Raw genomic sequence first — 22,547 nt, 5'->3', positions numbered from 1 at the left:
TACGTATCCTTAACAACAATTCTAAATCAGCTTGTGTGCAAACCACTTTTCGCCCCTGAATCGCCAAAGAAAAATACCCCCGCGAACGGCCCACTCGCAGTTCATCGCCAGCCAGACACCCATGACGCCGTAGCCCAGTACGATCCCAAGGATGTATCCAAAAATCACCCGAAACAGCCACATCGTCAGCATTGAGGTAATTGAGGTGAAGCGGGAATCTCCCGCTGCCCGCAGTGCGGACGGCAAAATAAAGCTGACGGCCCACAGCGGAACTTGGGCAATGGAATTCACCAGCAGCACCACAAACAGATCATCAATGATCTCGGAAGGTGGGGAAAAGATCGATACCAGCGGGTGGAATAGCGGCATCAGAATCAAGGCGATCAACGCCAAAGAGCCGGACCCGATCCAGAGAAAGGACTTGATGAACTTTCTGGCTTCAGAGACATTCCCCCGCCCGATACATTGGCCGACCACCGTTACAATAGTTAGCGACAGCGCGCTGGCTGGAATTTGAAACACCAGAGCCAGCGAGCCGGCAATGGCATTGGTCGCAATGGCATAAGTGCCTAGGCTGACAATAAACACCTGAGTGAGCAGTTTCCCCCCGTTGAAGAACATCTGCTCCGCTGCGAACGGCACGCCGATGAACATGATTCTCCGCAGCATGGTCAGAGGAATTCGGAATAGGTCACGAAAACGCACCCGCAGGGCCGTATCCACCTTGAACAGATACACCAGGGCACAAACCATACCTGCATACCGCGCGATATTAATCGCAAGCGTCATCCCCAGCACACCCATGTGCAACAGGTTAATGAAGACCACGTTCAGAATAACATACAGCAAGTTCATGATGAGCGACAGCATCAAAGAAGCCCGTGTCTTGCCCACTCCTCGCAGAGCTCCGCATACCGCCTGAACCACCGCGATGCCCAGATATGAGATGCTGCTGCCGATCAGGTAGATGCGGGCATTGTCCAGCACTTCGGGTGAGGCGGTTCCGAACAAAAGGTTCAATATAGGAGTATGTAAGCCCATCAGGAGCAGACCGATTCCCAAAGCGATCAGCGACACCGAAGCGACCGAAGCGGCCGTAGCCTGGGACACCATCCGGTCGTTTCCGCTCCCTTTGTACTGCGCGACTACCACTGTCCCCCCGGTTGCAACCGCCACGAACACATTGATCAGAAAAATATTCAGCGAATCCACCATATTCACTGCACTGACCGCCGCCATCCCGGACGAGCTGATCATTGCGGTATTTACCAGATTAAGTCCAATAATGAAGGCCTGGTCAATCAGAATTGGAATAAATAAAGCTATAATTTGCCGATAATCCATCCCCTCCCCAGAAAGATATTTCTCCAGCAATCTTTTCTTCTGAAGACTAGCCCGAAGCTGCATAACATATCACATTCTTTTCTGTAAAATGGAAAAAACTCTTCATCCGAAGAGCTCTTCAACAAATTATACCCATTATACCGTGGGCACTTTACATTCAGTTTACTATAGATACACTTTTAAGTCTTTAATCAGGAGTCAAAAAACAGTAACTGCCCTTCACATATTTGGAGAACATAAACTTCATCAGAATTATGCAGCTTCAGACCATAGAATCATTCGTTCATCAAAAGTATTGGCAAAAGTCTTTAAGCGGATTGCGTTATGCCTGATGATTATGATCGATCTTTGCATTTACGCAAGAAAAACGCCTGACGGCTTCCTTGGAGGTAGAGTAGAGTTACAAGCTGAGTACATCCGTAATTCCATAATCGTATCTATATACACCTTCGTAGTGAGGTTCCGAGAGACGGACCATATTGCACTTATTCCCTAAAACAAGCCCATTCCCGGGTGACTTGGGGCGGATAACGGCGCTGGCTCGTTTACGTTACCGTAGGCACATTGTATTCTGTTTTTCGCATACATTAGGCTCGTTTACATTAGCGTCGGCACATTGTATTCGGTTTTTCGCATACATTTGGCTCGTTTACGTTACTGGCGGCACATTGTATTCGATTTTCCACATACATTTGGCTCGCTTACGTTACCGTCGGCACATTGTATTCGATTTTTCGCATACATTTGGCTCGTTTACGTTACCGTCGGCACATTGTATTTGGTTTTTCGCATACATTTGGCTTACGTTACCATCAGCACATTGTATTTGGTTTTTCGCATACATTTGGCTCGTTTACGTTAATGGCGGCACATTGTATTCGATTTTTCGCATACATTTGTCTCGCTTACGTTACCGTAGGCACATTGTATTTGGTTTTTCGCATACATTTGTCTCGTTTACGTTACCATCGGCACATTGTATTCGTTTTTTCGCATACATTTGGCTCGTTTACGTTACCGTCGGCACATTGTATTTGGTTTTTCGCATACATTCGGCTCGCTTACGTTACCGTCGGCACATTGTATTCGGTTTTTCGCATACATTTGTCCGTAAGCTCGACTAAAACATGCATTTCGAAGGATATAAGGTCCGCTCGGGCCGTTATACATCCCAAAGGCGTGTGCTCAATTAAAAACAGGGCTCCCCATGGCCACCAGTTGAATATTGGTCATCCTATAAATTCGTTTCACATTTCTCCGCAATCTCGAAATTTTATAAATTCTATTCCATAAAAAAAACCGCGCTAGGCGCGGATTCTTAAAGAAACTATTAAGCCTTCTATTATTTTGCACTCTCGGCAATCGTCTTATAAGCCGCTAAATCTGTATACACTTCCACTTTAAGCGGATTGCGTTTATGTTTGGTAATTTTATAAAAGTGATAGACAAACACTGCAATATTAGCTGCTAAAGATAATGCACTCACAACCCAAAGTGCCGTTTCGCTGTGAGAAGATTGTACGGAGAACTTTGAATCGCCAACAAACGCCGGGAACGACATTGTAAACATCATCCAAATCGCCAAGGTTTGTGCACGGTGCTGCAGCCACGCTCCTTTTTTGAAGAAGAATGCTGGAATTGTACAAGAGATCAGAAGAGCTGCACCTGCATAGAAGGAATGGTCAGAAACTGCGTTATATACATAGGCAAAGTTCCAAATGTCATAAGCAATGATCCAGAACCACAGCTGGTCCGGCCACAACATATCCTTACTCTTGTCATTACTAATAACAATACCCATCCAACCAGAAATCGTAATAATGTTCAGAATACCTGCGATCCCGTTCATAATGTTCCAAGGACCACCTACCATCATTACGCCATCCACCATGCCTTGCAAGCTGTACACTTGGAAATCACGGATAACTGCTTCAAGAATGTTAACTGCAAGGATAATCGCCGGGAACATTAATATATATTTATTTTTGTCCCATCCTTTAACATAACGGATAGCCATAAACCCTATACATCCTGCCAAGGCAGAATATACTTTTACCCAGTGAAACCATGTTCCAGTACTGGAGCCTTCGCCTGCCGTATTCGGCCAGACCGCTATGGTAAGAACAATAGGGACAATGATAAACAGAATGATTGAGAACCACTTGCTTCTTCGAGCTATTTCGTTGAAAATCATTAATCCTGCAAGTACCACTAACCACATTAGAGCAGAGTACCAAGGAATCGATTCGAATAAAAACATAATGTATTCCTCCTTCATATTTTGTATATAAGCTATGTCTTGAGTCCAATATATCCCATTCTCCTTCGAACGATCAAACTGCTCAAAACGTTGATTTATCAATGTTTTCATAGTCTCATTTCGAGTTGAATTTACACATCAATAGGACTGGAATTCATCCAAGGTCCTACCCCAAGTAAGGGAATCTATTAGAAACTATGTCTACAGAACTACAGACTGTAAACCTAACTCGAACGTAAAATAAACCCACAAAGTGGAGTTTTGCTTTAATGCTTACTCAGTTACTTTGTGAGAGGCCCAAAATATATACTTTATGCAATATAAAAAAACCTTGCCGACAAATTTCTTTGTGGACAAGGCTTACTACTCACGCATTTTTAAAAAAATCTTTCAACTAAGTATTTCGAATATACGATACAGTTCTCCAGTGTAGGAAAATTCATGATTTCTCCAGCATAATAGATCTTATCTCTTCCCTGCATCTGATCAAGCCGTTCATAGAAGCCTTCACGAATCGCATTAGAATCTACATGGGGGAACTGCTTCCAGCGCTTCATCATATACAGACGGATATTCTCGCCGCCAAGCTCGCGAAGTTTATTTTCTACCTTTTCCCTCATCTCGAGATCTGTCATCTCATCATTCTCCGCTACATAAACCGTAACTAGATCCGTTGTTCCCATATCTGCCCACCTGTAATACCATGCCATCATATGTCCCTTGCGTTCAGGATTCATATTGCAGGGGATATATCCAGAAAGCTCCGGCAACCCCTTCACTCTGTAAGCATATACCCGAAACCGTTCATAGATTATACACTCAAACAATGCTCTATCTACCGAAGATAAGTGAATCATATCGCCCAGATGCTCTAAGGAAGCAGTATAAATAACCTTGTCAAAATAAAAGATATCCTGGTTTGTTTCCACCCGAACTTGACCATTTCCCTCTTGCTCCATATGTAGCACTTCACAAGTCAGACGCAGATCCTCTACTTGGTCGGCCATTCTTCTAATGAGTTCAGTAACTCCCTTAGGCCAGGTTATCATGTGAGTGATCTCAATAAAGGATAATAAATTATCATAAGTAAGAAATTTCAATACATAGGCGGCCGGCACATCCTGAATACTCCCAAAACCAAAAGTATTGAAGTAATGCATATATACCTGCCCAATTACAGATAGCTCATTCTCCGTACACCAATCTGAAAAGGGCTGACATAGATCTGCCGGTAAGTGTAGAAAACCCGGTTCTTGTAGTGACTTATAACGTTTCAAAATTTCCGGCAACCGTTTGAATTCTTGGGTAAACATCTGAATTTGGTCCATAGGAATCTGAGTAGTTTTTCGCCCATTTGTATCAAAAAATCCCCGTTCCAAGAGTGGCCCCTTATCCATAAGATCAAACTCCCTCATGAGTTCAATCGTATGTTTATAAGTTGGCAAGCCGATTAGAGTTCCCATTTCATAGGTTTTCCCTTTATATTCAATCGAATGACACTTGCCACCTACTCGGTCTGACTTCTCAAGGAGAGTGATATGGTTATATCCTTTTTTCGCGAGCTGGTAAGCAGCTGTAACCCCAGAAATCCCTGCACCGATGATCCCTATTCTGTCTTCATACTTCATATTAGTCATCATCCGTTATCTCCTTGTAAATAACCATAATGGCAAGGTCTCACGCTGACCTGCATACTCAAGTGCGACATCCGATGGTATTTTACCTTGATTAGGTCCGTCTGTGATCACCCTGCTGAAGTTATAGATCCTCAAATATTCGTGTAAGCGCTTTTCTAAGGTCTCAAAGGAATCAATCGTATCATCCAACCAAGCCTGCTGATAGAACTCTTTCGTCAACACCGCTGCAAATTGCTGTAAGGGTTGAAATACTTCTGTCTGATCTGCAGTAATAGCTACTTGATTTATGTTGTTCTTATGTAAAAAATCGCTGTATTTATGTTTACCTCTATCCCAGTTCGTAGTAAATTCACGACTCTTGTTCGTAACCAGATTATTAATTTGGAATTCTAAGGTCTTCATCAATGGGATGACCTTCAAATCCATAAAATCGATAAAATGAATGGCGGACTTCCGATTATATAGCTTAACTAAGCCTAATCTGGAATAGGCATCGTAGACCACGTATTGATACACCTTTCCTACCCTTGGGAACACTCCCATATAGCTAATACTCTGTTGGCACATATACCCGGGATGAGCATTTTCCGGATTTTTCATCCTATAGTCCAGAGGTTTGGGTTTCTCTTTACACCCTCTGCTGTTAGCCGCTTGCGCGCCGTCCCGCTTCTTTGCTTTAACTTCTTTGGCGTAAGCCTCCCGTTCTATTCTCTTACTAAGTCCATTTCGACGCAGCACATTATAAATACCTGACTCCCCTATGTTCACACCCTCATCCTGCAGTTCGTAAAAGATTCGCTTGGGTCCATCTTCAGGGAATTTGGCAACGTATTGTAAGATCAATCTTTCCGTTCGCTTATCCACTTTATTAGGCATTACCGGCTTTCGTTCCTTCTCTGCCAGTCCATCCATCCCCTGCTCTTGGTAAGCTTTACACCACTGATAATAGATCGTCCGGGATATGCCAAACTCCTTGCAGGTTTCGCTCACATTGTTGCTGATAGTCCCTTGCATGAGGATATGATATTTGTTGTTTGCATTCATCTATTACACCCCCTATTCTCTTTATTTTATACATAGTTGGCGTTAAATACAGTGCTATTCTACAAAGGATAGGTGAAAAACTTATACTTTCTATTATTATAAAAAAAGAGAGACAGCTCAAGGCTTCTCCCCATTCCGAACAAAATGTGTGATGTATGCCCCACCGGAAATCTCCAAACAGTTCAGACGTTGACCATAGGCACATCCACCATCCACACCAATCTTATCGCCCAGCGGACTAAACCAGATGTCTTCCGAATCATGTAGATCCATCGTCGAGGTATGACCGAAAATAACCGTTTTGTCAGTGCTAACTACAGGATTCGTATAAAATGGCTCTCTGATCCAGATAAAATCGTACGGCTCCTGCTGCTTCCAATCCTCTATTAATGGATTAATGCCCGCGTGGACAAAGATATGGTCTTCCGTCTCATGATAAAGTGGCAATGAACTTAGAAAGTCCAAATGATGTTTGTATTTCTGTCTAATTTCTTCTTTCAACAGCATATAATCATGCCAGCCAAAATCCGCTTTAAAAAAGTCAGAATCCGCCTCACAATAGCTCATCAATGTATACAAACCACCGTTGTTTAGCCAATGCGTATCCAGTTTATCATCCTCGCTGGTGAGCGCGTCATAGGCCATTTTATCATGATTGCCTTTTAGAACAGTAACGCCCCATTCCCGCTTTAAGGCCATAACTTGATCCACAATTCCTTTACTATTGAGACCTCTATCCACATAATCCCCCATCAGAATGAGCTTGTCCTCGGATGGCCGATAGTTTATTTTTTTTAATAATGCGTTGAATTCGGAATAGCTTCCGTGAATGTCGCTAATCGCTAATATTCTGATTGTAATTCCTCCTTGCTCTGGATGCTGCAAGCTAAAACGCCTTCGGCGTCCTTTAAAGGACGGTGAGCGTTTATGCGAGAATTATAGGGATAAAGTATATCGTGAAACTTATACTTTCTTATAATTTAAAAAAGACGTTCCGGGCAGAGGCACCGAAATATCTTTTTTTGTAATGGTCGCTATACGGAATCCATAACGAGCGGATCTTCATCGGATTGAGTAAAAAGCTGGCGGCTTCTGACTTCATGCACCGCTTCTTGAAAACGATCACACAGAAAAATCAATTGGTCGATCTCCTTCTTACCTACCTTTTCCGTAACTTCACTTAGAATACCTGAAAAAGTAGCCATCTGGGAGTCATAAATCTGCTCCCCTTTATTCGTCAGACCAATATATACAACCCGCCGATCGGTATCGGACGTTGTTCGCACCACATAACCCTTCTCTTCCAAACTGTTAACCATTTGTGTCGCAGTAGGTCTGCTAATTTGGAGCAGGTCGCTTAATCTAGAAATCATGACTCCCTGCTGCTCTTCGACTTCGTCTGAAAGCTTCTTTCGCTTCATTAAATTGTTTATGACATACATCATCATAAATTCTCTATAAGAAATAGCTTCCTTCGAGGACGGACGAGAGGTCAAACGTTTAATATTTTCAAAGGCAATGATTAGCTTCTGCTCTTGACTATTTTGAGTATCCATAGGGCACCTCCAATTTAACTCAATCTAATTAGATTACTTACCTATTTCCAAAAAATCAAGTCCAAATCACATTCTGTTTCCATAAAAATTAAATAATTAAACAGTTGTGCTAAATGATGAATTTGTGTATTATACATAAATGATAGTTTGGCTACCTAATTATTAAGACATGAAATCCCAAACTACAATATATAGAACTTAAAGGAGAGGAACAGCTCTGGAGCATCTTTCGCAAAAGAAAAAAGTTACAATTATGATTGCTTTAATGGCGGCTATGTTTTTCGCAGCAATCAACCAGACCATTGTGGGTACTGCAATGCCCCGAATTATTGCGATGTTAGGAGGCATTGAACATTATACTTGGGTAATTACCATCTATATGCTCACCTCTACAATCGCTACCGTACTTGTCGGCAAATTATCCGATATCTATGGAAGAAAACCATTCCTCTTAGCGGGGATCGTTATTTTTATTATAGGCGCTTTCCTGTCCGGATTGTCGACAAATATTTTCCAAATGATCACTTATCGCGGGATTCAAGGTCTTGGCGGCGGGATTCTAATGTCGGCTACCGTAACCGCTGTAGGTGATTTGTTCGCTCCTAGAGAGAGAGCCAAGTGGACTGGAATTATGATGGCCATATTTGGATTCTCTAGTGTAATTGGTCCTACCCTTGGGGGCTTCATGGTGGATCACATGGCTTGGAAATGGATCTTCTGGATCTTCTTGCCTTTCGGTATCGTGGCTTTCTTTATGATTTGGAAAATGTTCCCTAAAACTGCACGCTCCACTTCAGAATCCATTGACTACTTAGGCTCTATTTTCCTTTCCCTTACCATTGTTGCACTCTTGCTCGGCTTTTCATGGGCGGGTACAAAATATGAATGGGGTTCCCCAGAGATTCTCAGCTTGTTCGGGGCATCTATTCTCGGAGTTATTATTTTAATTCTGATTGAACGAAAAGCTAAAAGTCCAGTATTGCCATTATCCTTATTTAAGAATTCCATCGTAACCATCTCCATGGTTGTCGGCTTCCTGATGAATGCTGGTATGATGGGCGCAATGATCTATCTGCCATTCTTTGTCCAAGGTGTAGAAGGTGTCTCCCCGACCAACTCCGGATTCATTAATATGCCGATGTCATTAGCAATGATTGTACTTAGTACGCTTGTGGGAAGATGGATCTCCAAATCAGGTAAATACAAGCGTTATGCCCTGATGGGTATGCCATTTATGGTTGTAGCCATGATCATAATGGCCTTTATGAGCAACATTGCGATGGCCGTAGTCAGCATGATTGTCTTCGGGATTGGTTTAGGACTATCGATGCCTGTATTTACCTTAACCGTGCAAAATGCTGTAGCTCCCTCCATGCTAGGAGTTGCTACTGCTACAAATACTTTGTTCCGTAATTTAGGTGGAACCATCGGTATCGCTATTATGGGTACCATCATGAACACTTCATTAACGAATAAACTAGAGGCAGCAGTGTCCTCTGGCAAGGGTCCAGATTTAACCAAACTTGACCCTGAATCCGCTAAACAACTTTCCGCATTTATGAATCCGCAAATGCTGCTAGATCAACCTAAGCTGAAGGAACTGCACGCAACGCTGCCAGAGCAGATCCAGCCACTCTTCAATCAATTGATTGAGATGCTGCGAAACGCACTAAGCGATTCCCTGACGGTTGTATTCTTAAGCGGCACGGCACTGTTAGTCATTGCAGCATTGCTTGTCCTGTTCCTTAAAGAGATTCCGTTACGAAGTGGTGAGAAAAAAACAGAGGTAACTGCAGAGGGAAAAAGCGAAGGCAAAAACCTTGAAAAGTCAGTACCTGCCGCACATTAATCACAAATAATATACATTAGAGATGTCCGTAAACAGCTTTGGCTGTGCGGCATCTCTTTTTTATGTGAAGGAGATTAGGATTCGGTTGGTTGATCGTTCAATTCTTCGAAATAATCGTAGACTTCGTTTAACAGCTCCATTAACGAATCTGTCTTTTCTCTACCCATATAATCAATCATGCCTTTAAAGGTATTTCGGGATTTCGTCACGGCCATTTCGGCCAAATGCTCTCCTTTTTCCGTAAGCGTGATCTCACTGATTCGGCGATCCTGGGCATCGGCAGAACGCACTACATATCCCTGTGCAATCAGACTATTGACCATCTGTGTAACCGTAGGAGAAGTGACTTTAAGAAACTTGCTGATATCTGATACGGTCTGGCCCTTCTTCCCTTCCCGTTCCTTGCCGAGCTTTAAAGAAACCAACATCCGAACTTCACTTGGCTTCAATCCCCAGACTGTAGTTTTACGCCAATTCATCCTGGCAAATTGCTGGAAAGCTTCCATTAGTCCATCAACATTCTGATATTTATCTTCGTTCATCAGTACACCCCATAAGATCCATTTAACACTAAGTATAGCCTAATCGGGCTTAAAAAAGAATTGATAGATGTCAGATATCCATTTTCAAATCATTACTATCGAGATGTATAATGGGATCAGAAGAAAGGGCTTGGTCGTCCTTTACTGACGATAAATGATACATTGTTATATATAAAATACAGGCAATTCACGCCTATTCGAAAGAGGTTATCTATCATGTCCTTTTCTTATTCTACATATGACGCTCTAGGGCTTGCTTCGCTTGTCAAAGCACGTGAAGTCTCCCCTCGTGAGCTTGTCGAAGCCGCATTCGCTCGGCTCGATGAAGTTAATCCAGTTCTTAATGCGGTTGTACGTACTCGTAGAGAAGCTGCTCTTAAGGAAGCTGACGATATGCCTGTTCATGATAGCACTCGCCCGTTTGCTGGCGTTCCTTTTCTGCTCAAGGATATCTCCCAAGCTATCGCTGGAGAACCTCTTACTTCGGGTGCTTTGCTTATGAAAGACAATATTGCCAGACGTGACTCAAACTACGTAGCACGAATCAGAAACGGCGGATTCATTCCGCTTGGACATACGAATACACCAGAATTCGGCCTCAAAAACATTACCGAGAACGTCCTTCATGGCCCGGCACGTAATCCGTGGAATCCCGAATATTCCCCCGGCGGTTCAAGTGGTGGTGCAGCTGCGGCGGTAGCTTCTGGTATTGTTCCGGCAGCGGGTGCTAGTGATGGTGGCGGCTCGATCCGTATCCCTGCCTCGTTCACCGGCTTGTTCGGACTGAAGCCCACCCGTGGACGTACTCCAGTTGGACCAGGTGTCGGTCGTCAATGGCAAGGCGCTTCTATTGACTTTGCATTGACAAGGTCCGTACGCGATAGTGCTGCGATGCTGGATCTACTACAGGTTGTGCAGCCAGAGGCTGCTTTTCAAACACCTCTATATCCGGGCGTCTACTTAGACGATCTATTCATGCCAACACAGCGAAAACTACGCATAGCGTTCACAACAGCTTCTCCAGTAGGCACTCCTGTAACGAATGAAGCAGTCATTGCTGTGCTCAAAACTGTAAAATGGCTCGAAGCTGAGGGGTATGAAGTTGAAGAAAAGCTAAGTCCAGTAAATGGTGTTAGGCTGATGGAGAATTACTATACGATGAATACTGGCGAAGTGGCAGCGATGTTCGTATCGCTGGAAAAAATGATGGGACGTTCCATTACTTCCAGTGAAGTCGATATCGTTACTTGGGTCCTTGGGGAAGCCGGAAGAAAAGTCTCTGCGGCAGAATTTGTGCATAGTCTGGATGAATGGGATATTGCAGCCGCTCAAATGGCAGGTCTGCTTAACCGCTACGATCTGTATATCACACCAACAAATGCGGATTCAGCTCCTAAGATTGGCGAGTTAACGCATAGCTCTGCTGAAATCGAAAAACTGCTGCATGTACATGAGTTGCCGAAAGAGGAACAAGAGCGAATGATTTACGCTATGTTTAAACCAAGCCTAACCTACACACCGTTCACCCAGCTCGCCAATTTGACGGGTCAGCCAGCTATGAGCGTTCCCGTCCATATGTCGCAAGAGGGTCTACCGTTGGGGGTACAGGTAATGGCTGCTAAAGGCCGGGAAGATTTACTGCTTCAGCTTGCAGCCCATCTTGAACAATCCGAGCTGTGGGTAGGGATGACAGGGAATCCGCTCTTTCCATGATGAAATTCATGAAGTGGTGGCTAAGTCAATTGAGGATCATAGTTCTATTACTTAACTATGTTCGATCCTATTGAGAATATAATGATCGTAGGAAGATCGATAAAGATTTGAATCAAATCAAAATGAGATGGCCAAACAATGACTATGATTGGATCAAAATAGATAATAGTATTAGCGCTAATGTATAGCAGATATATATTAATAAATTAATGATTCTGGTACCTATAACTTGATTATCTAATAATATTTTCGAAAGATAATAGTATAACAATGTATATTTTAATAGATGAATACTTATATTATTATATGAATAGAGATAAAATTGCTAGAAAGAAGCCCGTACTCTTTATTAGTGCAGGCTTCTTTCTGTACTATTTGAAAAACTGCGTGAAATAAAAACATTCAGTCTAATCAAGCAGCTCTTACATGAGGTGCTCACTCTGTTCCTTTCTTTTCATCCTACTTTAAGTTCAGCAGACGGTTTGTCGACTAGGCTAGTAAATAAATTTCATCCCTTCAAATAGAAAACGCGCTGGGCGCAGGTTCTATGGGACTATGTTTTTGTCCTCTTCACGGCATCTAGCAACCGCACTAACTGAAACCAAAGATTGTCTTCGTCCAATTTCCTCCAAAGGGCAGAAAGAATTCGCTTGGCATGATCGACTGATTTTCGAGATGCGCGATCGGCTTGAACACGTTCGTCACTTCATCTACAAGGTTTTTGCTATATCATTTCAGGGGTTTCCTTTGCATATGATTTCGATACAAAGAGCTCACACCCCTTGTTGTTATACGTTGTACTGAAGCAGATCTGTACGAATGGCCACTATGAAGCAGCAGGCCGGAGTAGAATTTACTACTCCCCCAGGCGGAATAGTTAACGATGCTGTTAACCTTTATAATGTAAATAACTATATCTCGGCGAGTTTAACTGTTTTACTCAGCAGCTTCCAGTATCGTATTAATCACTTTCACACATAGCAATTAGTATAATCTGATATCAATCACATGCTCGCTGTTAGCTTATCAGCCTAAACAAGCATTCTCTTCGCCTTCCATGTGTTTAAACCATTAAACCCATAACGCGAAACTACCATCGCAATAATCATACTAGATTCTTTTAGGCAATTAAATATATTGATGCGAACGGCTACATATAGTCTAATCCGATGCTACGTACCTCTTGCTTCTCCTAAAGTCGAGCGAGAAATCTAACCAAGGCATCCCCCCATAAAAAAACAGCGGAAGTTAAGGACTTTAATTTCATGTCCAACTCCTACTGTTTATGATTAGAGTACAATAAATCCATTTCCATCAGTTCCTGACTCTCTAGAATCAAAAATCCCGAAAACAAACCGGATGCCATCTATACTCCAAACTATTTTCCACTTCTTAATTCCGAGATTTGCTCTCGAAGATCAGACACCTTATCACGCAGTTCTGTCTCTTTATCCATCATTTTCCGCTGCGTCTCAAATATGGCACGCTCTTTATCAATCTCAGCATTTAACTGCTGCTTTTCAATCTCGCGTATAAAGTTCTGTTCCTTCTTTTCAGCCTCACCCTTAATCTGTTGTAACTCTCTCTTCATCTCTTGCATTTCCTCTTGCATTTCCTCTTGAAATTTATCCTTCTTTCTTACGACCCTCTTTCATATCCTGTAGTTTGACTTAAGGGTACTATTTTCCGTCCCACAAACAATCCTGGACTTCAACTCTCCCTGTGGCCTCCGCTGCTATTTGAACCAGCAGGCACTCCTGCAGACGGCAGGAATGGCCACGGGTGAGCACTGCAGCGAGCAGCCTGACGTATGCCCGTTCGCGGTATCCACATCCGGAAGCCGCCGGCTGCTACCGATCGCTGAGCCGGCACCGTGCCGGGTAGTCCGGGAACTGCGGCAGGCACTCCTGCAGACGGCGGGTATGGCCACCGGTGAGCACTGTAGTGAGCTGCCAGGCGTTCGCCGGTCCTGGTGCATCCGCCTCCGGAAGAGCGCCGGATGCTGCGGATCAAAAACCCGATCACCTGGTTGTGCTGCAACTTGCAGCAGCAGCAGCATCTGCGGCGGATCCGCGAGCCAGCACTGAGCCAGGGAGCCCGAAAATAACTGCAGGCAGGAATGGCCACGGGTGAGCACTGCAGCGAGCAGCCCAGCGTTCGCCGACCACCCAGAGATTGACCTATATTGGAATCCCTCAAGCATAAAAAAGGAACCCGCGCTGGTATCAGCGTGAATTCCCCTCACCTGTAAGATTGTTATTTAGCAACTGCAATCTTCATTTCCAAGTCCTTGTAATAGGTCTTGATCCATTTTTTTCCTGAGTCTTTCAGGATGTCTCCTTTAGCGTCTATGGTGTACGTAAATGGCCTAATTGTGATGGTTTTCGGCACTGCTTTGAAGGAGGCTGCATAGAACAGGTCTTCTTTAATGTTTGCTGTGATCGGTCGCTTGATGTCGATGTCGCTGACGGTTGCCTGAATTAGATTTCCTTTCTCATCGGCAATGTCATACAACATCTTGCTTGAACGCCCTTTGGATTTGGCTGCTCCAGGAACTTTCCCGCTGCTGTGCAGCTTGAGTTCCATCATTAACGGCGTCATCTGGAAATAGTCCACGGTATAGCTAAAATCCCCGCTTTTTTGAGTTGTACCCGGCTGCAAGGTTGCAAGACTATTCAGCTTTTTCACCGGGACGGTAAAGGTAAATGGCTCCTTGACGCTCTTGGTGTACACCTCTATCGTCATTTTGAATTCATCCGCGAGCTGCGGTTTGCCATCTTTGGGGATGTTGAAAGAGAGCAAAGCTGCCCTTTCATCTTCCGGCATAGACGTCACATAGGGAAGATATAACATCCTTTTCCCATTAACAGACAAAACCGGGATCTGCGCGATATCAATAATGATCCCCTTACCCACAGTGCCTCCCTCCTGCCGGAATGCCATGTCAAGACGGTTCCCGTCAAACATTACTTTGGATATACTGAGCGTTACGCCCTCGTGGGTAATCGCTAGATTGGAACTGGTAGATTGCCCGGAGGTCTCGGCACTAACGGTTGAAGGGAACCCGCTGCCTGTGACTGCCATTACCAACGTTACTGCCAATGCTGCTCCAGCGAATTTTTTTCTCAATTCAGGTTTCATAGAATTCAATGGATTAGCTCCTGTCCTATTTTTTATGAAAAGAAAAAGGGAGCTATCCCCAGGTCATTATTGATGACCTGCGGGACTGTCCCCTTCTCTAATGGATTAAGGCTTAACAGGAATGGTCAATTCCAGATCTTTCAGATATGTTTTCTCACCCACACTGTTCTTTCCTTGGCCGACAACGCTCCAATCCTTTTTGTTCACAGTAAGAGTAAATGGCTTGATTGTAATCGTTTTAGGTGTGCCAGCAAAAGGAGAAAACAGTTGATCAATCTGATATTCAGTCTTGGGTTCGCTGTTGAAATACTCGAATCTGCTCGGATTCACGACATTTCCTTGGTCGTCTACAAGCTCGTAATAGACCATACTGGCGCTGTAATCACCGGTTTGCCCCGGAGATTGTGGTACTTGGCCCTTACTATCCAGAACGAAACGGGTGGACACCGGCGAAATATCCAGTTGCTTAACGGTATAACTGAACTGTCCGTCAGATTTGGAGGCCTCTGGTTTCACAACAATCGATTTATTCTCCACGTTCACAGGAATCTTGAATTCAAAAGCTTCTTTCACCTGTGTGACATTCGCCTGAATGGTCAGCTCGAATTGGTCAGGCAAATTTAGACCCTTAGTCACTTCAACTACATAAGCATTCTTCTGCCTAGGCGAGTCGCCAAAGCTGCCTCCGCCATATTCAATGGCTTGTCCGTTAGCGAGGATCGTTGGCATTTTAATATAACCTTTAAGCTGATCCTTTTCCTCAACATCTTTTTCAAAAAGGTATGGAGAGCCTGTATTCGGCAAATCTACGCCTTCACGTTCCAAAACGAAGGACAACCGGGTTCCATCATAAAGTAAATTAGCTACCTTCAGCGTGATTCCTTCATGGGTTACACTCAGGTTAGGTTCTGTTACGATTCCTTGTTTAATGGCAGTATCCAAAGCTTCGTTGCTGGTTCCCTCAAAGAGAATTCCAACAATAGGAATTTGCTTTAACGTTGAAGCCATTGCCGGTGATACAAATCCCGTACCCACCACACCTGCACCTAGGATGGCTGCTGCTGCGGCCACTACTGCTGTTCTTTTCATTAAATTAGGTTTGGATGATGTTCTTTTCAATTCACTCGCTCCAATCGTATTCATAATTTGATAACTCATACTTTTCTTTGGTAAAGACGATTCACGAATCATTTGTTCGATGGCATTCATTTCAGCGAATTCCGTTTGTTCCGGCGAATGTCCCATGTGCTATCTCTCCTTTTCGGCTTTTACATTCCATCAGTTTGCGGCGCAATCGTTCATATTTTTTCCGTATGGTTGCGGACTTGAGGCCCATGATTTCGCCTATTTCCTCAAAGGTGTACTGCTCTACTGCCTTAAGGAGTAAAATATGACGCTCTTCAGTTGTGAGAAAAGTCAAAAGCTCATAAACCTCTGACTCATGACGGGAGATTTGCAGCACAGGCTGCTGCTCTTTATAATGATCGATCAGCTTAAGCCAGCGGCTCTGTCTCTTCTTCAAATTGATTAGATGATGGTATGCCATCTTATACAGCCAGGCTGAGAAGGATACTTGCCTGCTGTACTGGTGAAGATTTTGATAGGCGCGAATAAAGATCTCCTGTACGGCATCTTCCGTCTCCGCATGATTTTTCAGGATATAATAGCAGTAGGTATACATTTGCCGTTCAAACTGGATGATGATCGCACTGTATGCCTCTTTGTCTCCTGCTCTGACCTGTTCTACAACCGCTTCAATAGCATTCCATTTTCCTTCCTCTTCCCCGGGGATGGTTGGCTGCAAGAGCTCACCTCCTTTCTTGTTTACCTATATAACAATCTCGTAATGCTATTTTGTGACACTATTTTTTAATATGCAGTTAGATTAGGGACTACAAACGCAGTGAGATTAATTACATATACGAACAAAATCACCCTAACGGGTGAATAACTTTTTAGCCAGCGGTTATTTGTCCGCTGGCTAGAAAGTTATTCACCAAGGTTCCGTTACAGAGACAAACTCTGGGGATTCTCCAGACTCCAGGTCGTAGGCACACTCTCCCACTATAAATTCAGGGACAGGATCTACCGTCCCACATTCTACGCAAACATAATCGATCCATACCTCTGGTTCTTCCTCCCACGGCTCAACATCCGGTGATTGTAGCATGGACAGAGCATCGGGTCTCGCCCATAGCTCTCCAGCATCCGCTGACGGTAGTTCTTCTTCTTTCGTTCTTTCACAGGAAAGGTCATCTCGATTTGTTTATGGATCATGTACCACCACAGATTAATCACCTTCTGTGACTCTTTGTTTTTCCCCCGGCTGTATAGACTATAGCGACCCACCATCCGAAAATGCTTCGGTGGAATGTGCTGCACGAGATCGTAGATAAACTTCATCACCGGCGACACCACATCCACCCGTTTCCCCGTTCGGTGATCTTCGTACCAGTAATGCACCTTGTGGTGGTCGTAGCTGACCACCCGGTACTCTGCAATCGCCGGTCGCGCTAAATAACCCCCTATGTATTTCGCTGCTCCTCGGGCATCCTTCATCCGCTGCTCTGCATTCACATAGAAACCCTGCCGAGAAGTCACTAGAAGTAAATGCTTTCAAATCGTCAGTTGTTCCTTCTTCAATAGTGCCCGAAGCTTTTCCATTAAAAATGGCAAACTCCTTAGTATCTTGGTTAGTATACAATGGATCTACTATTTTATTTATTCGCATTTGAAAAAATCTTTTGATAAATCACTGTTAGCGTAATCTACGATCATTTTTCGGAATTTTAAAATATGATAATTATTTAATTTCGTTGTAAACATAGCTTTCTGCAACTTCATTGTTTTTTTAAACCAATACTGATCTAAATGCATTGGGTAAGTGCTCCAACTATTAATGCAACAAAGCTCACGCTACTCCTGCTCTCGCCCGCAAATGCCATAGAAGAAGAGATGGATGGCTTCCTCCAGGAAGCCATCTATATCTTCTTGTTTGCTGGCTTCATCTAGCATTTCTCCCGAACTTCGCATATACATTCCTATAAATGAAAGTATCCCTTTGGTGGACACTTTTTTTGAAATTTCTCCTCGTGCTTTGCCATCCTCCACCATCTTGACCATCAATGGTAAAACGTCATTTGTGTAACGTTCTTCAATATAATGAAACATTTCCTGGTCCTCAATCATAAGCTCCTTCACAGTCGTGGGAGACAATGAACTGTAGGTTTCTCTCTCCATCGTCATAATATATTCAATAATCTCTTTTAGAGAATGCTCTCCATGAATGTAATCTTCAAATTCGCGAATGGCCTTCTCTATAAAATCCTTAAAGGCCTCACCAAGCAGTGCTTCCTTGCTGCCAAAATAATTATAAATCGTCACCTGTGAGACGCCTGCCTCTTTCGCAATGTCTGCGATCCGGAGACGTTTGGGCTCACTGCTCTTGAGCATCTCCATCGTAGTCTTCATAATTTTGAGTTTTATTTGAGCGGCTCTTTTCTCAAATCCATTCATGCTATCCACCCTTAACTTCATTATATAGTGCGCTTATTTAAATTTAATGAAATATTTATTATCAATTATTTCATAATTCCATTGACTTCACTATTCACTAGGAATAATATAACATATGAAATATCCAATTAGTAATAGTTCATTATTTTGCAGCGGGGGTGGCGGCATGCTTGTAGTTGAAGGCTTAACCAAACGTTTTTCGAATGGCAAAGGAATCGAAGATGTTACGTTTACCGTTAATAAAGGTGAGGTATTTGGGTTTCTGGGGCCTAATGGCGCGGGTAAATCTACGACCATAAGACATATCATGGGATTTATGATGCCGGATCAAGGTAATGCGAGCATCCATGGACTTGATGTATGGAAAGCACAAGGCACAGTCCAAAAGCATATTGGCTATCTACCCGGTGAAATCAACTTTTTTGACGGGATGACAGGCATTTCTTTCCTTAAATTCATGTCTGGCATGCAAGGGATTAAGAACACTACTAAACGTGACCGCCTCATTGAACGACTGCAATTTGATGCCGCAACTCCGATCCGCAAAATGTCAAAGGGAATGAAACAAAAAGTCGGTATTGTCGCAGCTTTCATGCACAATCCTGAAGTTATTATTCTGGATGAACCCACCTCGGGACTCGACCCGCTTATGCAAAAGGTATTTATAGATCTCGTATTGGAGGAAAAAGCAGCCGGAACCACATTTCTAATGTCCTCTCACAGCTTTCAAGAAATTGAGCGCACCTGTGATCGAGCTGCAATCATTAAAGACGGACGTATAGTCACTGTAAAAAATATCCACGAATTACAATCGATGCAGCGGAAGCTGTTTGAGGTTGTTTTCGCGAGTCGCGAAGATGCAGAACAATTCGCCGCCTCCGGCCTGCAAGTGGAAGCTCGTGAAGGGAATATGGTCCGCATTGCCGTTCAGGGTAATTACGATCGATTCATTCAGGAGACCGGGAAATATAATATCCGCAGTATGGATGTGTTCACGCAGAATCTAGAGGACATTTTCATGGACTATTATGACCGTGAGGGGGCCGTGCAATGAATCTTCCACTCTATAAAGAAATGATGAGGGTGAACCTCAAAGGCATTATGAATTACGCCTTCGGTTCTGCCTTCTATATTCTGTTTATGATCTGGCTATATCCAGGGATCGCCGGAAGCACAAAAGCCATTGATGACCTCATTAAAGCTATGCCGGAAGGTGTAGGTAAAGCCTTTGGATTAAACAGCGGATTTACCAGTGCTGAGGCTTTTATCTCAGGAGAATATTATGGACTTATTCTGGTACTGATTCTATCCATTGTGTGTGTACAAATGTCGACGCAGCTCATGGCTCGACTTGTGGATCGTGGCTCAATGGCTTATCTTCTGATAGCACCAACTACGCGGAGAAAAGTAGCTACCACGCAGGCGCTTGTACTCACAACAGCGTTGCTCCTGATTATGGGTGTAACCACACTCGCCGGATTATTAGGTAAAGCATGGTTCCTCGGCAGTGAATATGAATTTAATAGCGGCCGATTCACTCAGCTGAATAGCGTAGCGTTTTTATTGTTTTTTGCCGTGGGGGGACTTGCTTTTCTCGTATCCTCGGTTTGTAATGATGAGAAAAAAGCGCTTGGAATTTCCGGCGCTATCACCTTCGGATTCTTCACTCTGGATCTGCTAGGCAAAATAAGCGATAAACTGGAGGGATTACGTTACATGACCTTGTTCTCCTTCTATCAGCCTGGTAAAATCGTTCAAGGAAACGTGGAGATTATTCAGGTTTCTAGTTGGTTACTGTTGATCGGTATTCTCGCTTTTGCCATAGGGATCGAACTGTTCAGACGACGGGATCTTCCATTATAAGATTAAGGGACGCTCCAATAGCATGTGGCCACTGGAGCGTCCCTCTTTCATATAGAAGAATATAATAAGCTTCTTCACACTAGAGAAGCATTATTTTAAGATTTCGTATCCGGTCTAGGGACACCAAAGTTTGGCGTTCCATCCTCATTCCACTGGATCACTTGCACACGCGCGTGCCGATTAGGATCATATAATGGGTCTCCCACAATTTCCTTATAGCTTCTAGCATGGAACACTAGGATATCCTGTTTGCCATCTTCTGAGACTGTAAAGCTATTATGTCCCGGTCCATATTGACCGTTTTCTTCAGAAGTTGTAAACACAGGTTCTGGTGTTTTGACCCATGATTTCGGATCCATTAAATCACTATCCTCATCAGCGGTTAACAACCCCATACAGTAGTTATGATCTGTTGCACTTGCCGAGAAAGTCATGAAAATACGTCCATTTCGCTTAAGAACTGCCGCACCTTCATTCACCAGGAAGCCGATTTTTTCCCAATCATATTCAGGCGTGGTGATGCACACCTGCTCTCCTTTTAACGTCCAAGGGTTTTCCATTTCAGAGATATACATATTAGAATTACCAGGGATATCGGGATCCTTTTGTGCCCATACGTAGTATCTAACCCCTCTGTGTTCAAAAGTGGTTGCATCCAGGGCAAAGGATTCCCATTTCGTTTTGATTTGACCCTTTTCCACCCACTCACCTTCTAATGGATTTACGGATGAGTTTTCTATGGCAAACATACGATGATCAAATAAGCCATCTTTCGTATCGGAGGTATGTGCAGCTGCAAAATACACGTACCATTTTCCATCAATATAATGAATCTCAGGCGCCCAAATATTGGCACTCATTAAGCCTGTTTCATGCTTAACCCAAATGGTCTTACCCTCAGCCTCAGCTAATCCCTGAATGGATTCAGAACGACGAAGCTCGATTCTATCAAACTCCGGAACCGAAGCTATGAAATAATAATAACCATCAGTATGTCTATAGATCCATGGATCTGCCCTTTGCTCAATAAGCGGATTTTTCGCATTGAATTCTCTCATGATGACAACTCCTATATCTCTCTTTATTTTTAATTTTATGGGTCACCAAAACACACCCTTCCTTATAAGAAGGCAAGGTGTATTTAAGCTATGTTCATTTGATCTACCCTTTAATACCTGAATTCAAGTTAATAGATTGAACGAAGTATTTTTGAGCAAATATAAATAACAGTAGGGTTGGAACGATCGCCAAGATTGCCGACCCCATTAATTGCCCGATCATACGATAGTTTCCGTAGATATCTTGTAGCAAGAGCAACCCAGCTGTGACTGGCATTTTGTCTACATCTGTGTACACGATAACCGGCCAGAGGAAGTCATTCCAAGATCCCGTAAAGGAGAACAATCCGCAAACAATCAGAATCGGCTTAACTAACGGCAATATAATTTGCGCGAAAATTCTAAAGTCACTAGCACCATCAACTTTTGCAGACTCATCTAATTCTTTTGGGATACCGTTCATAAACTGTCTGACCAAGAAGATATTCCCCATACCCGCAAGACCGGGAATGATCATTGCCCAAGAAGTGTTTACCCAGCCCAAGGAATCGATAATTTTATAAGAAGGAATTAAGTTAACTACACCCGGGAAAAAGGAGATCCCTAGCAAAGTAAAGAACAGTGTGTCTCTTCCTTTAAAGTTAATACGGGTATAACCAAAGCCTGTAATCGAAATCACAATAACCACCAGGATTGTGTGGGTTGTAGCGATAAACAATGAATTGCCTAGCCAACGTAGAATTGGGGCTGTAGAAGTATTGTTCAGAATCGTAACATAGTTCTCAAAGACCCATGTTTCAGGAAATAGTCTAAAGCCTGAAGAAACCACTTCCGTTTGTGATCTAAAAGACGTGGAAATCCCGAATATTACTGGAATAATCCAAATCACACAAAGGATAAGCAAAAAAGCATATGATACATATTTTGAAATGCTAACATTGGATGATCCTTTTACTTTGCCTGTTCTATTTACAACTGGACGATTATCTAGGCCATTTACCGCCTGATTTGACATTATAGTACA

Annotated in this window: 20 protein-coding genes; 5 read left to right on the top strand and 15 right to left on the bottom strand. The window is 43.3% G+C overall.

All coding sequences use genetic code 11. The features are described from left to right. Positions 1 to 21 precede the first annotated feature (21 nt). The 6 genes from MKX60_RS27115 to MKX60_RS27090 form a co-directional block, all read right to left on the bottom strand. Positions 22 to 1,407 (bottom strand): MATE family efflux transporter, encoded by a 1,386-nt coding sequence (locus MKX60_RS27115; protein WP_076284273.1) that lies wholly within the window; start codon positions 1,405 to 1,407, stop codon positions 22 to 24. A 1,279-nt stretch (positions 1,408 to 2,686) separates the two neighbouring features. Next, positions 2,687 to 3,604, bottom strand: a complete 918-nt coding sequence (locus MKX60_RS27110; protein WP_076300049.1) for a DUF5692 family protein — start codon at positions 3,602 to 3,604, stop codon at positions 2,687 to 2,689. A gap of 377 nt (positions 3,605 to 3,981) precedes the next feature. After that, a complete protein-coding gene (locus tag MKX60_RS27105; RefSeq protein ID WP_076300050.1) occupies positions 3,982 to 5,244 on the bottom strand; it encodes an FAD-dependent oxidoreductase in 1,263 nt (420 codons plus the stop codon). 3 nt (positions 5,245 to 5,247) lie between these two features. Further along, entirely contained in the window at positions 5,248 to 6,285 is a 1,038-nt protein-coding gene (locus MKX60_RS27100) for a helix-turn-helix domain-containing protein (RefSeq protein WP_076284276.1), read from the bottom strand. Positions 6,286 to 6,402: 117 nt separating this feature from the next. Further along, on the bottom strand, positions 6,403 to 7,170 hold the full coding sequence (locus MKX60_RS27095; protein WP_256721616.1) for a metallophosphoesterase family protein: 768 nt from the start codon (positions 7,168 to 7,170) through the stop codon (positions 6,403 to 6,405). A gap of 149 nt (positions 7,171 to 7,319) precedes the next feature. Then, a complete protein-coding gene (locus MKX60_RS27090) occupies positions 7,320 to 7,841 on the bottom strand; it encodes a MarR family winged helix-turn-helix transcriptional regulator (protein ID WP_076284277.1) in 522 nt (173 codons plus the stop codon). A gap of 217 nt (positions 7,842 to 8,058) precedes the next feature. Here MKX60_RS27090 and MKX60_RS27085 point away from each other — a divergent pair, with 217 nt between their 5' ends. After that, complete coding sequence (locus MKX60_RS27085; RefSeq protein WP_076284278.1) at positions 8,059 to 9,690, top strand: MDR family MFS transporter; 1,632 nt, start codon at positions 8,059 to 8,061, stop codon at positions 9,688 to 9,690. A 74-nt stretch (positions 9,691 to 9,764) separates the two neighbouring features. Here MKX60_RS27085 and MKX60_RS27080 read toward each other — a convergent pair whose 3' ends face one another. After that, a complete protein-coding gene (locus MKX60_RS27080) occupies positions 9,765 to 10,232 on the bottom strand; it encodes a MarR family winged helix-turn-helix transcriptional regulator (protein ID WP_042186061.1) in 468 nt (155 codons plus the stop codon). Between the two features lie 216 nt (positions 10,233 to 10,448). Here MKX60_RS27080 and MKX60_RS27075 point away from each other — a divergent pair, with 216 nt between their 5' ends. Then, positions 10,449 to 11,945, top strand: coding sequence for an amidase (locus tag MKX60_RS27075; protein ID WP_341061515.1), 1,497 nt, complete (start codon positions 10,449 to 10,451; stop codon positions 11,943 to 11,945). A 1,378-nt stretch (positions 11,946 to 13,323) separates the two neighbouring features. On the opposite strand, the gene MKX60_RS27070 is transcribed toward MKX60_RS27075, so the two are convergent. Then, positions 13,324 to 13,536: a hypothetical protein gene (locus tag MKX60_RS27070; protein ID WP_076284280.1), complete on the bottom strand. Its 213-nt coding sequence runs from the start codon at positions 13,534 to 13,536 to the stop codon at positions 13,324 to 13,326. A 341-nt stretch (positions 13,537 to 13,877) separates the two neighbouring features. Here MKX60_RS27070 and MKX60_RS27065 point away from each other — a divergent pair, with 341 nt between their 5' ends. Then, positions 13,878 to 14,078: a hypothetical protein gene (locus tag MKX60_RS27065; protein WP_341061514.1), complete on the top strand. Its 201-nt coding sequence runs from the start codon at positions 13,878 to 13,880 to the stop codon at positions 14,076 to 14,078. A 123-nt stretch (positions 14,079 to 14,201) separates the two neighbouring features. On the opposite strand, the gene MKX60_RS27060 is transcribed toward MKX60_RS27065, so the two are convergent. The 5 genes from MKX60_RS27060 to MKX60_RS27040 all read right to left on the bottom strand — a co-directional run bounded on the left by MKX60_RS27060 (position 14,202) and on the right by MKX60_RS27040 (position 18,602). After that, positions 14,202 to 15,086, bottom strand: a complete 885-nt coding sequence (locus tag MKX60_RS27060) for a DUF4179 domain-containing protein (protein WP_341061726.1) — start codon at positions 15,084 to 15,086, stop codon at positions 14,202 to 14,204. A gap of 105 nt (positions 15,087 to 15,191) precedes the next feature. After that, positions 15,192 to 16,331 carry a DUF4179 domain-containing protein gene (locus MKX60_RS27055; protein WP_341061513.1) on the bottom strand — a complete coding sequence of 380 codons (1,140 nt, stop codon included), beginning with the start codon at positions 16,329 to 16,331 and terminating at the stop codon, positions 15,192 to 15,194. Continuing rightward, on the bottom strand, positions 16,297 to 16,890 hold the full coding sequence (locus tag MKX60_RS27050) for an RNA polymerase sigma factor (RefSeq protein ID WP_042186048.1): 594 nt from the start codon (positions 16,888 to 16,890) through the stop codon (positions 16,297 to 16,299). Before MKX60_RS27050 ends, MKX60_RS27055 begins: the two co-directional genes overlap by 35 nt. A gap of 296 nt (positions 16,891 to 17,186) precedes the next feature. After that, a complete protein-coding gene (locus tag MKX60_RS27045; protein WP_076284284.1) occupies positions 17,187 to 17,687 on the bottom strand; it encodes a transposase in 501 nt (166 codons plus the stop codon). A 315-nt stretch (positions 17,688 to 18,002) separates the two neighbouring features. Further along, positions 18,003 to 18,602 carry a TetR/AcrR family transcriptional regulator gene (locus MKX60_RS27040; RefSeq protein WP_076284285.1) on the bottom strand — a complete coding sequence of 200 codons (600 nt, stop codon included), beginning with the start codon at positions 18,600 to 18,602 and terminating at the stop codon, positions 18,003 to 18,005. A 166-nt stretch (positions 18,603 to 18,768) separates the two neighbouring features. Between MKX60_RS27040 and MKX60_RS27035 the strand changes: the two genes are divergently transcribed. Beyond that, complete coding sequence (locus MKX60_RS27035; protein ID WP_076284286.1) at positions 18,769 to 19,656, top strand: ABC transporter ATP-binding protein; 888 nt, start codon at positions 18,769 to 18,771, stop codon at positions 19,654 to 19,656. Beyond that, positions 19,653 to 20,465, top strand: coding sequence for an ABC transporter permease subunit (locus tag MKX60_RS27030; RefSeq protein ID WP_341061512.1), 813 nt, complete (start codon positions 19,653 to 19,655; stop codon positions 20,463 to 20,465). Before MKX60_RS27035 ends, MKX60_RS27030 begins: the two co-directional genes overlap by 4 nt. A 95-nt stretch (positions 20,466 to 20,560) precedes the next feature. On the opposite strand, the gene MKX60_RS27025 is transcribed toward MKX60_RS27030, so the two are convergent. After that, a complete protein-coding gene (locus MKX60_RS27025) occupies positions 20,561 to 21,523 on the bottom strand; it encodes a glycoside hydrolase family 43 protein (RefSeq protein ID WP_076284288.1) in 963 nt (320 codons plus the stop codon). A gap of 103 nt (positions 21,524 to 21,626) precedes the next feature. Then, entirely contained in the window at positions 21,627 to 22,538 is a 912-nt protein-coding gene (locus MKX60_RS27020; protein WP_042186041.1) for a carbohydrate ABC transporter permease, read from the bottom strand. Positions 22,539 to 22,547: the final 9 nt, after the last annotated feature.

This window comes from Paenibacillus sp. FSL R5-0914 (assembly GCF_038004525.1).
Taxonomy (GTDB): Bacteria; Bacillota; Bacilli; order Paenibacillales; family Paenibacillaceae; genus Paenibacillus_AQ.
Note: the sequence above shows the minus strand (reverse complement) of the source record. Positions and strands in the feature narration are given on the sequence as shown.